This window comes from Pseudomonas palmensis (assembly GCF_049942755.1).
Classification (GTDB): Bacteria; Pseudomonadota; Gammaproteobacteria; order Pseudomonadales; family Pseudomonadaceae; genus Aquipseudomonas; species Aquipseudomonas palmensis.
The window spans coordinates 374,205-392,335 of the sequence record NZ_CP187958.1; the positions used below are offsets into that span (position 1 = coordinate 374,205).

An 18,131-nucleotide genomic window follows, 5' to 3' on the forward strand; every position below is an offset into this window, starting at 1 on the left:
GACGTCTTCACCACCATGGTATTCGCCTCACTCGAGTTCCTGACGCTGTTTTTGCCGATCTTCATGCTGGTGTACGCGCTGAGCCGTCCGGCCTGGCGCAACGGCGTACTGCTGGTCGGCAGCTGGCTGTTCTATGGCTGGCTGAGCCCGCTGTTCCTGCTGCTGCACATGGCGCTGACCGTGGTCGCGTGGGTTGGCGGGCTGCTGGTGAACCGCAGCCATGAGGACTCGCGCGGGCGCATACGCCTGCTGGCCTCGCTGATCGTGTTCAATACGCTGGTGCTGTGCTGGTACAAGTACGCCAACATCCTGGCCGCCAACTACAACGAGCTGATCACCTATTACGGTGCATTGCCGATGGAGTGGCAGCGGGTGGCGTTGCCAGCGGGACTGTCGTTCATCGTGCTGCAGGCGATTTCCTACCTGGTGGATGTGCACCGCCATACCGTGCCGGTAGAGCGCAGTTTCGTGAACTTCGCCACCTACATCTCGATGTTCGGCCACTCGATCGCCGGCCCGATCATCCGCTACGACTGGGTACGCCGCGAGCTCAACCAGCGCTACTTCAACTGGCAGAACTTCTCGCTGGGCGCGCGCCGCTTCATGATCGGCATGTGCATGAAGGTGCTGGTGGCCGATACCCTGTCGCCGCTGGTGGACGTGGCCTTCCACCTGGACAACCCGTCGTTCCTGGACGCGTGGCTGGGCTGCCTGGCGTATTCGCTGCAACTGTTCTTCGACTTTGCCGGCTACAGCTGCATGGCCATCGGCCTGGGCCTGATGCTGGGCTTCCACTTTCCCGAGAACTTCAACCGGCCGTACCTGGCCAGCAGCATCCAGGACTTCTGGCGGCGCTGGCACCTGTCGCTGTCGAGCTGGCTGCGCGACTACCTGTACATCGCCCTGGGCGGCAACCGTCACGGCACCTGGAACACCTACCGCAACCTGTTCCTGACCATGGCCATTGCCGGCCTGTGGCATGGCGGGGACAGCTGGAACTACCTGCTGTGGGGCTCGGCCCACGGTATCGCGCTGTGCGTCGACCGGGCCTGGAGCCGTTCCAGCCTGCCGGCGATCCCCAAGGTGCTGTCGCACACCCTGACGCTGCTGTTCGTGTGCCTGGCCTGGACGCTGTTCCGCGCCCCGGACTTTCATACGGCGCTGTCGATGTACGCCGGCCAGTTCGGCCTGCACGGCTTTGCCCTGGGCGAGGCACTGGCAGCCACCGTACGCCCGGTGCACGGTCTGGCGGCGTTGCTGGGCGTGGCGTGCATCATCCTGCCGATCTGGCAGACACGCGCCGAGCACCGCTTCGCCAGCCGCGCGTGGTTCGTGCATGCCGCTGCCCTGTGGCCCGTGGCCGGCTTCGTGCTGTCGTTCGCGTTGATCGCCAGCCGTGATTCGGTCCCCTTCCTGTACTTCCAGTTCTGATGACGATGAAGACACCTCCTCCCAGTACAGCGCCCACGCCCCCCAGTGCACTGGCCCTGCGCACCAGCCCGATCGCCGGCGTCACCCTGGCGCTGTTCCTGGGTGCCGGCCTGCTGTCGTGTGGCTGGCTGGTGGCCAGCGGCAAGCTCGAGCTGATGCCCGACAAGCACCTGTCCAATGGCCAGGTGCTGCACGGCGAAATCACCCACCGCATTGCCAAGGAGCTGGCCAAGGCGCCGCTGCCGAGCGAGGCCGCCGACCTGGAACGGGCCGGCAGTTGGCTGCTGCTGGGCGACACCGGGCCGCGGGTGCGGCCGGGCTGCACGCAGTGGCTGTTTCTGAGCGATGAACTCAAGCTCGACCGGCACGCGGCCGACAACGCCCAGGCCAAGGCCGATGCGGTGATCGCCCTGCAACGCAGCTTGCAGCAACGGGGTATCCGCCTGCTGGTGAGCGTGGTGCCGGACAAGAGCCGTATCGCCGCCAGCGAGCTGTGCGGGTTGACTCGCCCCACGGCCTCGCAGGCGCGCATCCAGCAGTGGGCGCAGAAACTCCAGGCGGCCGGCGTGACCACCCTGGACCTGACTGCCAACCTGCAGCCGCTGGGCGCCAGTGCGTTCCTGCGTACCGATACCCACTGGAGCGAAGCCGGCGCCCAGGCCGCTGCCCAGGCCATTGCCGAGCAGGTCAAGGGCATGGGCTTGAGCGCCACCCCCAGCAAGACCTTCGACACCCGCCAGGAGCCTCTGGCACCGCGCCCCGGGGACCTGGTGCGGCTGGCCGGCATCGATTGGCTGCCAGTGGCCTTGCAGCCGCCGCAGGAACAGGTGGCGCCAACGGTCATCACCGAGCGGGCCGAGGCCGTCAGCGATGCGGGCGACAACCTCGATGACCTGTTCGGCGACGACAACCTGCCGAATGTCGCGCTGATCGGCACCTCGTTTTCGCGCAACTCGAGCTTTGTCGGCTTTCTGCAACGTGCGCTGTCGGCGCCTGTGGGCAACTTCGCCAAGGACGGCGGCGAATTCTCCGGAGCCGCCAAGGCCTACTTCGACAGCCCGGCGTTCAGGCAGACGCCGCCACAGCTGGTGATCTGGGAGATACCCGAGCGCGACCTGCAGACGCCCTATGCGGGTGACGTGCAGCTGCCCCTCAAGCCATGACGCACCACGCCCGCTGCGCGCGTTGACACGGCGCAGCGGGCGCTGGCGACTGCTCAGGCAAGCTTTTTCAGATCTGCCGCTGAATCGAACGTGGTGAAGTGGTAGATGCCGTGGATCTTCTCCAGCTGGCAACACCAGCCCTCCTGCTCGCCGGCTTGCACCACGAACCTCAGTTCTTCGATACCCGCCATATTGGCGGCAGCTTCGAGCAGGGTCTTGACGCGCTTTTCGACAAGAGCGTCGTAGGCCAGTTCGTATGACTTCTCCCAGGTGGCGTCGGCATTGCGAAATCGCTTCCAGTTATCGTCCTTGAGCACCTTGCAAAAGGCCACGCGCTGAACTTCGCCGGTATTGGACAGGTCGAGGGACAACAGGCAGAGGGTCATGGTGGGCTCCCATAAGCAGTGAAATTCCCTTGCAACCTAGTCACTCGCTTTTCATCCATCAATGCTAAATGGCCATCACCTGAGAGTTAAAATAATTCAAGAATTTACCAAAAAACATCAACTAAACAACTTAGCCAAGGCCATGTAGGAAAGTTACTACGCAAAGAAACACGAGCTATAAAGTCTTTTTATGGAACAAAGGGCTTTCAGGCACTTTAAAATAAACAGAAACATTCAAAGGCGTGCCGTTTCGGCGCAATTACAGCGTCTTGAAGCGAGCGCTGCGCTTCTGCAATCATGCCCGCCGGGCGCTGCCAGCGGGCAGCGTCGTCCCTTAGCGCACCGCACAAAGGAATGACTCAATGATCAGGGTATTGCTTTCGCTGGACCTCACCAACAAGGAATCGGAACGAGACAACTTCAACAACTTCCTGGCAGAACAACAATGGAAGAAGTTGGCTGGTGTGAATACCGTCTGGGCCATCGAGTATGATGATTTCAGCCAGACCAACGAGCAACATGTGACAAACGTCAAAAGAGACCTGTCCAAAGTTCTGCTCACCGCGGCACGGGAATTCAAACCGGACCGTATTACCTACGTTGCACAGATAGCCAACATTGAATGTATCGGGCGCTATATCTACCGGGAGGGTGGCGATTACAAGGCGTTCATTTACGAGCCCTGCTGATAGCGCTGAAGAGAGTGAAGTGTCTGCGACAGTGATCCGGTCGCAGGCATTTTTCGTGCGCGCGAAGGGAAAGCAGTGCACTGCATGCGTATTCGGGGGAAAGGGAACTGGATAGAGGCGGCCCCTGGCAGACAAGGGCTTGCGTTATGGAGGCAACCCCACCAGCCACACCCCGGCACACGATGTTCCCGCTGTGGCTGCTCCCTTCCGGGCCTGACCAGGTTTACGGGTAATCGTTGCGGGGGGACCGATGGGGTCACCATAACGATGCTCGCCTGGCAGCGAGCGGGGCCATTGTACCGGTCTGACGCGAAGTTACAACCTCTGTACCGTGAAAAAACCACTCTGGCTCAAGGACTTGTGACTGCCGCCGGGGCATCGCCCTGGATCACGCAGTGAATGAAGTGCAGCTTGGCCACCACCGGCGCACTCAGCACGAACGGGTAGAAGTCGGTCTGGCCCATGCTGCGTGACAGCTCGTTGAGCATCGCCGACAGCTCCACCCAGGCATTGATGAACGCCAGGAACGCAGGCGCCCCAGGGTGCTCGGGCTGGTACAAGCTGCGGGCATCGAACGGCGGATAGTCCAGGTCCATCACCGAGGCGTCCATGCCCAGCGCAAGGGCGGTGTCCACCGCATCGGTCATGTGCAGGTAGTGCGCCCAGGTTTCGGCCCAGTCCTCCCAGGGGTGCATGGTGGCATAGGCGCTGACGTGGGCGACGGCCCAGTCCAGCGGAGCACCTTGCTGGTAGTGGCGCTCCATGGCCTGGGCGTAGCTGGCGCGCTCGTCGCCGAACAGGCGGCGGAAGTCCTGCAGCCAGGCGCTGCTGGCCACCAGACGGTCCCAGTAGTAATGCCCGATCTCGTGGCGCAGGTGGCCCAGCACGGTCCGGTAGGGCTCCTGAAGCTGCACGCGCACCTGCTCGCGCCAGTCGTCGTCGGCTTCGCGGATATCCAGGGTGATCAGGCCGCCAGCGTGGCCGGTGGTGGGGGGATTGCCGGCAATGTCGATGCCGATGAAGTCGAAGGCGATGCCCTCGCCGGCTGCGCCTTGCTTGGGCGTGACCGGCAACCCCAGGTGCAGCAGTTGCGCAATCAGGCGGCGCTTGGCGGTTTCCAGCTTGCGCCAGCGCAGGTGGTTTTCGGTGAACGACAGGTCGGGGATGGTGCGGTTGAGGCGACAGGCCAGGCAGAACGCTTCGGGGTCGTCGGCAGCCAGCAGCCAGTTGCAGCAAGCCGGGGTGTCGAGGTTGGCGCAACGCTTGAGCGGGCCGAGTTCTGGCTGGCCGTCCAGGTACCACTGGCCGTCCACAGCCGCCGGCAGCAAGGTGCCGACATGGTGGGTATCGGGCCAGTAGCCCAGGGACGCCTGGCAGGCCAGGCATTGGCTGTTGCGAAAGAACACGGACTGTCCGCACTCGCATTGCCACACGCGCGTGCTGCGGCGTGCCTGGCTGACGAAGGGTGCGGCGATACGGGCGACGAGCTGTTCGAAGAATGGGTACATGGGGCCACCTCCTGGCTGGAGCCTAGCCTACACCATGTGCGTGACAGCGCTTGCGGTGTGCCTGACGCACCGTGCGCTCAGGTGTTGCGAGCGCTTCGCGCTCGATCGCGGGTCAAGCCCGCTCCCACGCCCTTCGGGCAGAAGCGGGCCGCGTGACCGCTACACCGCTATGCCCTGCTCCGACAGAAACGCCACGAACGCATCCTCATCCAACACCCTGAGCCCCAGCTCAATGGCCTTGGCCAACTTGGAGCCTGCCCCCGGGCCCGCCACCACGCAGTGGGTCTTGGCCGAAACAGACCCCGCCACCTTGGCCCCCAGGCTCTCCAGCTTGTCCTTGGCGACATCCCGGCTCATGCGCTCCAGCGAACCGGTCAGCACCCAGGTCTGCCCCGCCAGCGGCAAGCCCTGGGCAACCTTCTTCTCGCTCTCCCAGTGCATGCCGAACTCGCGCAGTTGCGCCTCGACGCTGCGCGCCAGTGCCTGGTTGGCCTCGACCAGGAAGAACTCGCGCACCGCATCAGCCTGCTTGGCTGCCAGCGCCTGGCGCAGGTCGATGCCGTCGGCGGCAATGATGCGCTCAAGGCTTTGCAGCTTGGCCACCAGCTTCTCGGCACCCGTCGGGCCGACAGAAGGGATGTCGAGCTTGGCGATCAACCCGGCCAGGGTCGTACTGGCCGCGAACTCGGCGGCCAGCTCGCCCTCCTCCTGCAACTGCAGGCCGTTCTCGAGCAGTTGCGCGATGACGCTGCGGTTATGCTCGTCCTCGAAGAAGTTGTGGATCTCGTGAGCCACTTCCAGGCCGATATCCGGCAGGTAGGTCAGCACCTGCGGCAACGCCACCATCACGCGCTGCAACGAGCCCAGCGAGCGCGCCAGCACCTTGGCGGTCTCCTCGCCCACATCGGGGATGCCAAGGGCGTAGATGAAGCGTGCCAGGCTCGGGCGCTTGCTGTCGGCAATGGCAGCCAGCAGCTTGTTGCTGGACACCTCGGCAAAGCCTTCGAGGTCGACGATGTCTTCGAATTTCAAGCGGTACAGGTCTGCCGGCGAGGCAATCAGCCCTTCATCCACCAATTGCTCGACGCTCTTCTCACCCAGGCCCTCGATGTCCATGGCGCGTCTGGATACAAAATGAACAATGGCTTGCTTAAGCTGAGCAGCACACGCCAATCGTCCCGTGCAGCGATAAACCGCTCCGTCAGTCATGCTGACACGTCCCTTTGCTCTCTTTTTGAGCTGTGTCGGCTCTACGAGCGACCCGCAAATGGGGCAAGCTTTCGGTACGGGTATTTCCTCAGCGTCTGCTGGGCGTTTCTCGGTTATGACCTTTACAACTTGGGGAATAACATCTCCGGCGCGCCGTATCGATACCGTATCGCCGACCATTAGACCCAAACGAAAAATTTCTCCCATGTTGTGGAGCGTCGCATTAGACACAACAACCCCTGCAACCTGCACTGGCTTCAACCTAGCAACAGGTGTCACAGCACCCGTTCGACCAACCTGAAAATCGACCCCGACAACTACTGTCTCGCGCTCCATCGGTGGATACTTGTGCGCGAGTGCCCAACGCGGCTCGCGCGAACGAAACCCAAGCTGCTGCTGATCGGCGATACTGTTTACTTTGTAGACAACACCGTCGATATCGTATGCAAGGTCATCACGACGCTCCCCAATACTCTTGTGGTACGCCAAACAGGCATCAATGCCTTGTACAACCTCGAGCTCTTCGCTAATGGGAAAGCCCCATTGGCGCAATTGCTCCAAAATTGCTGCGTGCGTATCCGGCATCTCATTGTGCCCACCTGGTACTCCATAGGAACAAAACTCCAGCGGACGTCTCTTTGTAATCCTCGAGTCAAGCTGCCTCAGACTACCCGCGGCAGCATTTCTTGGATTCGCAAAGGTTTTTTTCCCTATTTCCTCCTGCGCAGAGTTGAGACGTTCGAGACCGAGCTTGGTCATATAAACCTCCCCCCGCACCTCAAGAGGGCTAGGCCAACCTGTTCCTGTTAGCCTGTGGGGAATTGAATTTATAGTGCGCACATTTGCCAGCACGTCCTCCCCAGTAGTGCCATCACCTCTAGTTCCGGCACTAGCCAACACGCCATCTATGTACACTAAGCTCACCGCCAAACCGTCCAATTTAGGCTCGCAGGCGTACTCAACTACGGCTGCGCTTGCGAAAAGGTCGGTTGGGAGTTGGCTAATCCCGCCTCGTACACGGCGATCAAAATCACGCACCTGTGACTCATCAAAAACGCTTTGAATGCTTAGCATCGGTACGCTGTGCGTGACCTGCTTGAATCCTGGTAGCACCGCGGCACCGACTGTTTGCGTCGGCGAGCTCTCACTGAAAAACTCCGGATGTTTCGCCTCCAGAGTCTTGAGTTCGATAAAAAGCTGATCGTACTCAGCATCCGAGATGCTCGGTTCATCATCTTGATAATAACGACGGTTGTGCTCGAGCAATTCGGCGCGCAATTCGAGGATGCGGGTTTCGGCGGTCATGTGTGTCGTCTCTAGCAAAGCAAAAGAGCAGCTCGGGGCTGCTCTTGGCGTTTTATTCCTGGGGCTGCGGCGCAGCCTTAGCTGGCAAGCCAGCTCCCACAGAGTCGGTGACAACCTCTGTGGGCGCATTCATCGCAATCAGCGTTTCTGGGTCAGGGCGCGGCGCTCGAACTCGACGATGCGCTGGCGGTAGTGTTCGATGGTCTGCGCGGTCATCACGCTGCGCTGGTCATCCTTGAGCTCGCCATTCAGTTCATGGGCCAGCTTGCGCGCCGCCGCCACCATCACGTCGAACGCCTGCTTGGGATGGCGCGGGCCCGGCAGGCCAAGGAAGAAGCTGACCGCACGGGTGCTGAAATGGTCGATGTCGTCCAGGTCGAAGACCCCAGGCTTGACCGCGTTGGCCATGGAGAACAGCACTTCGCCATTGCCGGCCATGCTTTCGTGACGGTGGAAGATGTCCATCTCGCCAAAGCGCAGGCCGCTTTCCAGGATGTTCTGCAGCAGTGCAGGGCCCTTGAAGCCGCTCTCGTCGCGGGCAATCACGCTGATCACCAGCACTTCCTCGACCGGCGGCAGGTCCTTGCCTTCGCTGGCACCGAAGCCGGTGCTCTTGGGGCTTTCGTCCGGGAAGTCGTCGTCGGCATTGCCGAACAGGTCAGACTCGCGTGGCTCGGCCGCCAGGTTCAGGTCGCCCTGCTGCGGCTCGCTGGTACGTTTGGCGCGCTTGGACCCCTTGCCCACCTTCGGCTCGCGCTGCTCGCGCGCAGCCGTCATCGACGGCAGGTCGTGCTCGTCGAGCTGGGGCTCCTTGTGGTCGTCAAGCACCCGCGGCGGGCCCAGCACTTCGGCGCTGGTCTCTTCGTCCGGCAGGTTGGAGAAGCTGCGGTCCAGACGGAATTTCAACTTGCCCTTGCCGCCGCGCATGCGACGCCAGCCGTCAAAAAGAATACCGGCAATGACTATGATGCCGATGACGATCAGCCACTCGCGCAGACCGATTTCCATGTAATCCCGTGCCTCTGTGAAAAATGCTGAAAAATAAAGGGTTTAAACCCCTTTAAAACGTGGCGCCAACTCTATGTTCTGACAGGCGTTTTACCCACGCATAGAAAAATTTACATTAAGCTAGCACGACCAAAGATAACTTTACACCGTCTGTCGCAACTGACAGGGGCATTTGCTGCAAGTTCGTGCGTTATATCCGTTTTTCAGGCGTCGACCATGGCCATCGCCTCCTCCACGTCCACCGCCACCAGCCGTGAGCAACCGGGCTCGTGCATGGTCACCCCCATCAGTTGATCGGCCATTTCCATGGCGATCTTGTTGTGGGTGATATAGATGAACTGCACGGTCTGGCTCATCTCCTTGACCAGGCGCGCATAGCGTCCGACGTTGGCATCGTCCAGCGGCGCATCGACTTCGTCGAGCATGCAGAACGGTGCCGGGTTCAACTTGAAGATGGCAAACACCAGGGCCAGGGCCGTCAGCGCCTTCTCGCCGCCCGAGAGCAGATGGATGGTGCTGTTCTTCTTGCCCGGCGGGCGCGCCATGATCGTTACCCCTGTATCGAGTAGATCTTCGCCCGTCAGTTCCAGATAAGCGCTGCCACCACCGAAAACTTTTGGGAAAAGTGCCTGTAATCCGGCATTTATCTGATCAAAGGTATCCTTGAAGCGGTTGCGCGTTTCCTTGTCGATCTTGCGAATCACGTTTTCCAGGGTATCGAGGGCCTCGACCAGGTCGGCATCCTGGGCGTCGAGGTAGCGCTTGCGCTCGGACTGCTGCTGGTACTCGTCGATGGCCGCCAGGTTGATCGCGCCCAGGCGCTGGATGCGCGCATCGATGCGCTCCAGCTCAAGTTCAGCCTCCTGCTCGCTGGCCTCGGCCAGCAAGGTCGCCAACACGCCTTCCAGATCATAGCCGTCAGCCTGCAACTGTTCCTGCAGGGCCTTGCGCCGCACACTCAGCCCCTGCCATTCCATACGGTGCTGTTCGAGCTGACCGCGCAGCAGCTGGGATTGCTGTTCGGCCTGGGTACGACGCTTTTCGGCCTCGCGCAGTTCGCGGTCGGCCTCGTCCATGTGCAGGCGCGCCTGACGCATTTCCTCGTCGACACTCATGCGCTTTTCCAGCAGCGCCTCAAGCATCATGCGCAGCTCTTCGAGGGGCGCCTCGCCCTCCTCCAGGTTCAGGCTCAGTTGTTCACGTTTTTCGTTCAGGCGCTCCGACTGCAGCTCCAGGCGCTCGAGGGCCTGGCGCGTGGAGTCGTGCTGGGCACGCAGCGAACCCAGGCGTACCGCCAACTGATGGGCGTGGTCCTTGTGCTGGCGGGCTTCCTGGCGCACGCGGTCGAGGCGTTCGCGCAGGTTGTCGCGCTGGGCCAGCAAGGCCTCGCGCTGTTCGGTGTCGTGGGCCATCAGGTCGAGGGCTTCCTGCAGGTGCAGGCGCGACTCGCCCAGGCTTTCGTGTTCGATGGCGCGCTGTTCCAGCAGCTCGGCCAGCTCTTCTTCAAGGCGCCGGCGGCGCAATGTCAGCTGCTCGGCGCGGGCCTTGCCGGCCGACAGATGGGCCTTGAGCTCACCTTGCTGGCGGGCTTCTTCCTGGGTGCGACGACGCAGTTGTTCACGGCTGTCTTCCTGCACGCGCTGCTGTTCACGCAGGGCCAGCAACTGCGCTTCGAGCTGCTCCAGGGCAGCTTCCTGCTCCAGACGCTCCAGGCCCAGCAGCTCAAGCTCCTGCCCGCGGGCCAGCACGCCGCCCTGGGCATCGTTGCCACGGCTGACCCGCAGAAAGTGGCGCCCCACCCAGTAGCCGTCGCGGCTGATCAGGCTTTGGCCGTCGGCCAGCTGGCCGCGCAGGCTCAATGCCTGCTCGAGGCTCTCGACCGGCTTGACCTGGCCCAGCCAGGGGGCCAGGTCAACGCCGCCCTGTACTTTGTCCAGCAGGCTGCCGGCAAGGCGCTTGCCGGTGCCGGCGGCCTCCAGCAGACGCAACTCGCCCTGCTCGAAGCCCGTCAGGTCGAGCCCGGCCAGGTCGTCCACCAGTACCGCGTGCAGGTCGGCGCCCAGCACGGTTTCCACCGCCAGCTCCCAACCCGGCTCCACGCGCAGGCCTTCAGCCAGGCGTGGGCGTTGCTCCAGGCCCTGCGCGCGCAACCAGTCGAGGGTACCGCTGCCTGGGTCCAGCGCGGCCTGCTGCAAGGCTTCGAGCGATGCCAGCCGGCCACCCAGGCGCTGCAGTTCACCCTGGGCCTGCTGCTGCGCCTGGGCGGCCTGCTGCAACTGCTCGCGCAGCGCGTCGAGGCGCTCGATCACCTGCTGTTCTTCCAGGTGCAGGTCTTCGAGCAGCAATTCGCTGCTGGCCAGTTGTTCGTTGAGTTCCAGGATGGCCGCATCTTCAGGGTCGGCGCTCAACTGGTCGCGTTCTTCGCCCAGCTTGCGCTGGCGCTCCGAGACGCGCTCCAGGCTCTGCTCCAGCTGCTGGATGCGCGACTGCTGCACCTCGGCCTGGCGGCGCGGCTCGGCGGAGCGGGTGTTGAAGCTGTCCCACTGCTCCTGCCAGCCATGCATGGTGGTCTCGGCTTCCTCAAGGGTCGCGGCGGCCTCCTCGGCTGCCGCCAGCGACAGTTCCTGCTCGGGCTCGATCATCTCCAGCTCTTCGCCCAGGGTCGCCAGCAAGGTACGGTCGTGGCCCAGGTGCGATTCGGTTTCCAGACGCGCGCGTTCGGCTTCCTTGAAGTCATCCTGCAACTGGCGCAGGCGCTGCTGGCCGTGCTGGATGTTCTGCTCGACCCGGGCGATGTCGCCGCCTACCGAATAGAAGCGCCCCTGGACCAGATTGAAACGCTCCGACAGGTCGTGGTGACCGTCGCGCAGGCGCTCGATGCTCGCATCGGCATTGCGCTGCTCGGCCACCAGGGCCTCGAAGGCCACTTCCTGGTCGCCGATGATCGCCTCGCGCTGGCCCACCTGATCGTTCAGCGCACGCCAACGCAGGGCCGCCAGCTGGGCCTTGAGCTGACGCTCCTCGGCCTTGTATTCCTTGTACTTCTCCGCTGCCTGGGCCTGGCGGTGCAGGCGTTCGAGCTGACGTTCCAGCTCTTCGCGCAGGTCGGTCAGGCGCTCCAGGTTCTCGTGGGTGCGGCGGATGCGGTTTTCGGTTTCGCGGCGGCGCTCCTTGTACTTGGAGATGCCGGCGGCCTCTTCGATGAAGTTGCGCAACTCTTCGGGCTTGGCCTCGATCAGCTTGGAGATCATGCCCTGCTCGATGATCGAATAGCTGCGCGGGCCCAGGCCGGTACCCAGGAAGATATCGGTGATGTCGCGCCGACGGCACTTGGTGCCGTTGAGGTAATAGGTGTTCTGCGCGTCGCGGGTCACCTTGCGCCGGATCGAGATCTCGGCATAGGCGGCATACTCGCCCACCAGGGTGTTGTCACTGTTGTCGAACACCAGTTCGATACTGGCCTGGCTGACCGGCTTGCGGCTGGTGGAGCCGTTGAAGATGACGTCGGTCATCGACTCGCCACGCAGGTTTTTCGCCGAGCTTTCGCCCATCACCCAGCGCACCGCATCGATGATGTTGGACTTGCCGCAGCCATTGGGGCCGACCACGGCCGCCATGTTGCTGGGGAAGTTGACGGTAGTCGGGTCGACGAACGACTTGAACCCCGCCAGGCGAATGCACTTGAGGCGCATGCTCAGCCAGCAACCAGCGAGGACAGCACCAGCGTGCAACTGCGCTCGCAGTACTGCGTCAGCACCTCGCGGATACGCGGCAGGTCGCCACCCACCACCGCTTCGAGCAATTGGGCGAACAGCACCAGGAAGTCGTTCATGTTGGCCTTGCGCTGGTCCAGCGCCAGGTAATAGGTGCGGCTCATGGCCGGCTGCAGGTTCTCGACGGTTTCCTGCAGGTAGGGGTTGTTGGCGAACGGGTACGCGGCGCGCATCACCGCGAAGCTCTCTTCGACGAAGGCCTTGATGTCCTGGCGCGCACTGGCGGCGTGCAGACGCTGCTGGATGACCAGAAACGGTGCAAGTTCGGCTTCGCTGCGCGGCGCGCTGGCCACGGCATTGCCCAGCAGGATGTACAGCTCGCTCATCAGGGTGCAGAGGCTGCGCACGTTGTGCTCGTTGAGCGCCGTAACCTGCGCGCCACGGCGCGGCAGGATGGTCACCAGGTGCCGGCGCTCGAGTATCAGCAGTGCCTCGCGCACCGAGCCACGGCTGACATTGAGCGCCTGGGTGACCTTCTGTTCCTGGATGCGCTCGGCAGGTTTGAGCTCACCGCGGATGATCCGCTCGGCCAGGTAATGGGCAATTTGCTCGGAGAGGCTGTCCGGCGCCTTGAACGTCATGGTTTTCCTTCAAAATCATTGAACTGTGCACAAGCGCCGATTGTAGCGCACTTGCCTGCACCTCGCGCAGCGGCACAGGCACGCAGTTGGCACGATTGAAGCAAAACAATCGTCAACCCGGCCCCGGTTCTATGCTGAATACAGAGGCTATCGAGGATGACAGGATCAGCACGCACAAAAAGCTGACCTTGAAGTCAGAAAGCAGTTGACCGGCAAGTCAAGTCTGCCTACAGTCGACCCCGTCCACTCAACAACAATAATTCGCTTGTGAGGCCTTCCGTGATCCAGTTTCTACTCAACCAGGAGCTGCGCAGTGAGCATGCCCTGGACCCCAACCTGACGGTGCTCGAGTACCTGCGCGAGCACCTGGGCAAACCCGGTACCAAGGAAGGCTGCGCGAGCGGCGATTGCGGCGCCTGCACCGTCGTGGTCGGTGAACTGGCTGCAGATGAACACGGCCGGCAGCACCTGCGTTATCGCAGCCTCAATTCATGCCTGACGTTCGTCTCGTCGCTGCATGGCAAGCAGCTGATCAGCGTCGAAGGGCTCAAGCACCAGGGCAAGCTGCACAGCGTGCAGCAGGCCATGGTCGACTGCCATGGCTCGCAATGCGGCTTCTGTACCCCGGGCTTCGTGATGTCGCTGTTCGCCCTGCAGAAGAACAGCGACGCCCCCGACCTGCACCGCGCCCAGGAGGCCCTGGCCGGCAACCTGTGCCGCTGCACCGGCTACCGGCCGATCCTGGCAGCCGCCGAGCAGGCCTGCTGCCAGGCCGCCCCCGACCAGTTCGACAGCGCCCAGGCACAGACCATCGCCCGGCTCCAGGCGATTGCGCCCAAGGAAACCGGCGAACTCAACAGCGGCGACAAGCGCTGCCTGGTGCCGCTGACCGTGGCCGACCTGGCCGAGCTGTACGGCTCGCACCCCGAAGCCCGCCTGCTGGCCGGCGGCACCGACCTGGCGCTGGAGGTCACGCAGTTCCACAAGACCCTGCCGGTGATGATCTACGTGGGCAACGTCGCCGAGATGAAGCGGGTCGAGGCCTTTGACGATCGCCTGGAAATCGGCGCCGCCACGCCACTCACCGACTGCTATGACGCGCTGAGCCGTGAATACCCCGACTTCGGCGAACTGCTGCACCGCTTCGCCTCGCTGCAGATCCGCAATCAGGGCACCCTGGGCGGCAACATCGGCAACGCCTCGCCGATCGGCGATTCGCCGCCCCTGCTGATCGCCCTGGGTGCGCAGATCGTGCTGCGCCGGGGTCAGGAGACACGCACCCTGGCGCTGGAAGACTATTTCATCGACTACCGCATCACCGCACGCCAGGAAAGCGAGTTCATCGAGAAGATCATCGTGCCGCGGGCCAACCTGGCCTGGGCATTCCGGGCCTACAAGGTGTCCAAGCGACTGGACGACGACATTTCGGCGGTGTGCGCCGCCTTCAACCTGCGCATCGACAACGGCGTGGTGGCCGAGGCCCGTATCGCCTTCGGCGGCATGGCCGCCATCCCCAAGCGCGCCCGCGCCTGTGAAGCCGCCCTGCTCGGCAAGCCGTTCAACCAGGCCGGCATCGAGCGCGCCTGCCAGGCGCTGGGCGAAGACTTCACCCCGCTGTCGGACTTCAGGGCCAGCAAGGAATACCGCCTGCTCGGCGCGCAGAACCTGCTGCGCAAGTACTTCATCGAACTGCACACGCCGCACATCGAAACTCGGGTGACCGCCTATGTCTAACCATCCTCACGTGGCCAGGAGCCAGGCCGAACTGGCCGAGCTGTTCGCCCAGGGCCTGACCAGTGGCGTCGGGCGCAGCATCAAGCACGACAGCGCCGACAAGCATGTGTCCGGCGAGGCGGTGTATATCGATGACCGCCTCGAATTCCCCAACCAGTTGCATGTGTACGCTCGCTTGTCGGACCGCGCCCATGCACGGGTGCTGAGCATCGACACCCGCCCGTGCTACGCCATCGAAGGCGTGCGCATCGCCATCACCCACGAAGACATCCCGGGCCTGAAGGACATCGGCCCGCTGCTGCCGGGCGACCCGCTGCTGGCCATCGACACCGTCGAGTTCGTCGGCCAGCCGGTGCTGGCCGTGGCCGCCTGCGACCTGGACACCGCCCGCCGCGCAGCGATGGCCGCAATCATCGAATACGAAGACCTGGAGCCGGTGCTGGATGTGGTTCAGGCCCTGCGAAAGAAGCATTTCGTGCTCGACAGCCACACCCACCAGCGCGGCGATTCGGTCACCGCGCTGGCCAGCGCCCCGCATCGGGTGCAGGGCACCCTGCATATCGGCGGCCAGGAGCACTTCTACCTCGAAACCCAGATCTCCTCGGTGATGCCCACCGAGGATGGCGGCATGATCGTGTACTGCTCCACGCAGAACCCCACTGAGGTGCAGAAGCTGGTGGCCGAAGTGCTGGACGTGCCGATGAACAAGGTCGTGGTGGACATGCGTCGCATGGGCGGCGGCTTCGGCGGCAAGGAAACCCAGGCCGCCAGCCCCGCCTGCCTGTGCGCGGTGATCGCACGCCTGACCGGGCAGCCGACCAAGATGCGCCTGCCAAGGGTCGAGGACATGCTGATGACCGGCAAGCGCCACCCCTTCTATATCGAATACGACGTGGGGTTCGATGACAGCGGCCGCCTGCATGGCATCAACCTGGAACTGGCCGGCAACTGCGGCTGCTCGCCGGACCTGTCGGCCTCGATCGTCGACCGTGCGATGTTCCACTCCGACAACGCCTACTACCTGGGTGACGCCACCATCAACGGCCACCGCTGCAAGACCAACACCGCCTCCAATACCGCCTACCGCGGCTTTGGCGGCCCGCAGGGCATGGTTGCCATCGAAGAGGTGATGGACCGCATCGCCCGCCACCTGGCACTGGACCCGCTGGCGGTACGCAAGGCCAACTACTACGGCAAGACCGAGCGCAACGTCACCCACTACTACCAGACGGTCGAGCACAACATGCTCGAGGAGATCACCGCCGAGCTCGAAGCCAGCAGCGACTACCAGCAGCGCCGCGAGTCGATCCGCCGCTTCAACGCCAACAGCCCGGTGCTGAAAAAGGGCCTGGCGCTGACCCCGGTGAAGTTCGGCATCTCGTTCACCGCCAGCTTTCTCAACCAGGCCGGTGCGCTGGTGCACATCTACACCGATGGCAGCATCCACCTCAACCACGGCGGCACCGAGATGGGCCAGGGCCTGAACACCAAGGTGGCCCAGGTGGTGGCCGAAGTGTTCCAGGTGGACTTCAGCCGCATACAGATCACCGCCACCAACACCGACAAGGTGCCCAACACCTCGCCCACGGCGGCCTCCAGCGGCGCCGACCTGAACGGCAAGGCGGCGCAGAACGCAGCCGAAATCCTCAAGCAGCGCCTGGTGGCATTTGCCGCGCGCCAGTACAAGGTCAGTGAAGAAGACGTCGAGTTTCGCAACGGGCACGTGCGCGTGCGCGATGAAATCCTCACCTTCGAGAGCCTGGTGCAGCAGGCCTACTTTGCCCAGGTCTCGCTGTCGAGCACCGGCTTCTACAAGACCCCGAAGATCTACTACGACCGCAGCCAGGCGCGCGGGCGCCCGTTCTACTACTTCGCCTTCGGCGCGGCGTGCGCCGAGGTGATCGTCGACACCCTGACCGGCGAGTACAAGATGCTGCGCACCGACATCCTGCATGACGTGGGCGCCTCGCTGAACCCGGCCATCGACATTGGCCAGGTGGAGGGCGGGTTCATCCAGGGCATGGGGTGGCTGACCACCGAGGAACTGGTGTGGAACGCCAAGGGCAAGCTGATGACCAGCGGCCCGGCCAGCTACAAGATCCCGGCGGTGGCGGACATGCCGGTGGACCTGCGGGTGAAGCTGGTGGAGAACCGCAAGAACCCCGAGGACACGGTGTTCCATTCCAAGGCGGTGGGCGAGCCGCCGTTCATGCTGGGGATCGCGCCGTGGTGCGCGATCAAGGATGCAGTGGCCAGCCTGGCGGATTATCGCGAGCAACCGCAGATCGATGCCCCGGCCACCCCCGAGCGGGTGCTGTGGGGCTGCGAGCAGATGCGCAAGGTGGTGGCGGGCCGGCAGGCGGCTGCCGAGGTGGAAACCGTTACACCGTAGTGCGCCTTTCGCCGGCTAGGCCGGCTCCTACAGGGCGCGATTGCTGTAGGAGCCGGCCTTGCCGGCGAAGAGGCCCGATCAGGCACTGAAGAGGCAACCGACTATGCACACCTGGATCAACGCCCTGTCCGACCTGCACACCCGGGGCGAACCCTGCGTGCTGGTGACCATCATCGAAGAGCTGGGCTCCACCCCACGCAATGCCGGCTCGAAGATGGTCGTCAGCGCGACCCAGCTGTTCGACACCATCGGCGGCGGGCACCTGGAATACAAGGCCATGCACATCGCCCGGCAGATGCTTGCCGAAGGCCGCGAAACCACCCACCTGGAGCGCTTCAGCCTCGGCGCCAGCCTTGGCCAGTGCTGCGGCGGCGCCACCGTGCTGCTGTTCGAGCCCATGGGCGGCGTGCAGGCGCAGATCGCGGTATTCGGCGCAGGCCATGTCGGCCGCGCTCTGGTACCCTTGCTCGCCGCGCTGCCCTGCCGGGTACGCTGGATCGATTCGCGCGAGCAGGAATTCCCCGACATCATCCCCACGGGGGTGAGCAAGGTCGTCAGCGAGGAACCGGTCGACGAGGTCGATGAACTGCCCGCCGGCAGCTATTGCATCGTCATGACCCACAACCATCAACTGGACCTGGAACTGACCGCCGCGATCCTCAAGCGCAACGATTTCACCTGGTTCGGCCTGATCGGCTCCAGGACCAAGCGCGTGAAGTTCGAGCACCGCCTGCGCGAGCGCGGCTTTGCCGCCGACAGCCTGGCACGCATGCGCTGCCCGATGGGCCTGGCCGAGGTCAAGGGCAAGCTGCCGATCGAGATCGCCGTGTCCATCGCCGCCGAAATCATCGCCACCTACAACGCGAACTTCGGCCAGCATACCGGCTCGGCCACCACCCAACCCATTGCCAAACTGCTGCCGCCGTCACGGCGCAGCCAAGCCATTTGACGA

General features: G+C 63.4%; 12 protein-coding genes and 1 other RNA gene. 6 read left to right on the forward strand and 7 right to left on the reverse strand.

Translation table 11 applies throughout. The annotated features are described in order from the left end of the window. Window positions 1-15 precede the first annotated feature (15 nt). Window positions 16-1,431 (forward strand): MBOAT family O-acyltransferase, encoded by a 1,416-nt coding sequence (locus ACPRTJ_RS01625; RefSeq protein ID WP_426427888.1) that lies wholly within the window; start codon window positions 16-18, stop codon window positions 1,429-1,431. Further along, on the forward strand, window positions 1,431-2,594 hold the full coding sequence (locus ACPRTJ_RS01630; RefSeq protein ID WP_426427890.1) for an alginate O-acetyltransferase AlgX-related protein: 1,164 nt from the start codon (window positions 1,431-1,433) through the stop codon (window positions 2,592-2,594). Before ACPRTJ_RS01625 ends, ACPRTJ_RS01630 begins: the two co-directional genes overlap by 1 nt. A 53-nt stretch (window positions 2,595-2,647) precedes the next feature. Here ACPRTJ_RS01630 and ACPRTJ_RS01635 read toward each other — a convergent pair whose 3' ends face one another. Further along, window positions 2,648-2,980, reverse strand: a complete 333-nt coding sequence (locus ACPRTJ_RS01635) for a hypothetical protein (protein WP_043862365.1) — start codon at window positions 2,978-2,980, stop codon at window positions 2,648-2,650. Between the two features lie 362 nt (window positions 2,981-3,342). On the opposite strand from ACPRTJ_RS01635, the gene ACPRTJ_RS01640 reads away from it, so the two are divergent. Then, window positions 3,343-3,669, forward strand: coding sequence for a hypothetical protein (locus tag ACPRTJ_RS01640; protein WP_043862364.1), 327 nt, complete (start codon window positions 3,343-3,345; stop codon window positions 3,667-3,669). A gap of 156 nt (window positions 3,670-3,825) precedes the next feature. Here ACPRTJ_RS01640 and ffs read toward each other — a convergent pair. The 6 genes from ffs to ACPRTJ_RS01670 all read right to left on the reverse strand — a co-directional run bounded on the left by ffs (window position 3,826) and on the right by ACPRTJ_RS01670 (window position 13,053). Then, window positions 3,826-3,922: signal recognition particle sRNA small type (ffs, locus tag ACPRTJ_RS01645), an RNA gene on the reverse strand. Between the two features lie 97 nt (window positions 3,923-4,019). Beyond that, the gene (locus ACPRTJ_RS01650) at window positions 4,020-5,177 is read right to left on the reverse strand and encodes a zinc-binding metallopeptidase family protein (protein ID WP_213607228.1); all 1,158 of its coding nucleotides are present in this window, start codon (window positions 5,175-5,177) and stop codon (window positions 4,020-4,022) included. Between the two features lie 159 nt (window positions 5,178-5,336). After that, the gene (gene ligA / locus ACPRTJ_RS01655) at window positions 5,337-7,691 is read right to left on the reverse strand and encodes an NAD-dependent DNA ligase LigA (protein WP_426427893.1); all 2,355 of its coding nucleotides are present in this window, start codon (window positions 7,689-7,691) and stop codon (window positions 5,337-5,339) included. 138 nt (window positions 7,692-7,829) lie between these two features. Continuing rightward, the gene (gene zipA / locus ACPRTJ_RS01660; protein ID WP_274097172.1) at window positions 7,830-8,699 is read right to left on the reverse strand and encodes a cell division protein ZipA; all 870 of its coding nucleotides are present in this window, start codon (window positions 8,697-8,699) and stop codon (window positions 7,830-7,832) included. Between the two features lie 203 nt (window positions 8,700-8,902). After that, window positions 8,903-12,391, reverse strand: coding sequence for a chromosome segregation protein SMC (smc, locus tag ACPRTJ_RS01665; protein ID WP_426427895.1), 3,489 nt, complete (start codon window positions 12,389-12,391; stop codon window positions 8,903-8,905). A gap of 2 nt (window positions 12,392-12,393) precedes the next feature. Further along, window positions 12,394-13,053: a GntR family transcriptional regulator gene (locus ACPRTJ_RS01670; RefSeq protein WP_043862359.1), complete on the reverse strand. Its 660-nt coding sequence runs from the start codon at window positions 13,051-13,053 to the stop codon at window positions 12,394-12,396. A 279-nt stretch (window positions 13,054-13,332) separates the two neighbouring features. On the opposite strand from ACPRTJ_RS01670, the gene xdhA reads away from it, so the two are divergent. From xdhA to xdhC, 3 genes are all read left to right on the forward strand, one after another. Further along, window positions 13,333-14,787 (forward strand): xanthine dehydrogenase small subunit, encoded by a 1,455-nt coding sequence (gene xdhA, locus ACPRTJ_RS01675; RefSeq protein ID WP_286900839.1) that lies wholly within the window; start codon window positions 13,333-13,335, stop codon window positions 14,785-14,787. Next, window positions 14,780-17,179 (forward strand): xanthine dehydrogenase molybdopterin binding subunit, encoded by a 2,400-nt coding sequence (xdhB, locus tag ACPRTJ_RS01680; protein ID WP_043862357.1) that lies wholly within the window; start codon window positions 14,780-14,782, stop codon window positions 17,177-17,179. Before xdhA ends, xdhB begins: the two co-directional genes overlap by 8 nt. 103 nt (window positions 17,180-17,282) lie before the next feature. Then, window positions 17,283-18,128 carry a xanthine dehydrogenase accessory protein XdhC gene (gene xdhC / locus ACPRTJ_RS01685; protein ID WP_043862356.1) on the forward strand — a complete coding sequence of 282 codons (846 nt, stop codon included), beginning with the start codon at window positions 17,283-17,285 and terminating at the stop codon, window positions 18,126-18,128. Window positions 18,129-18,131 lie beyond the last annotated feature (3 nt).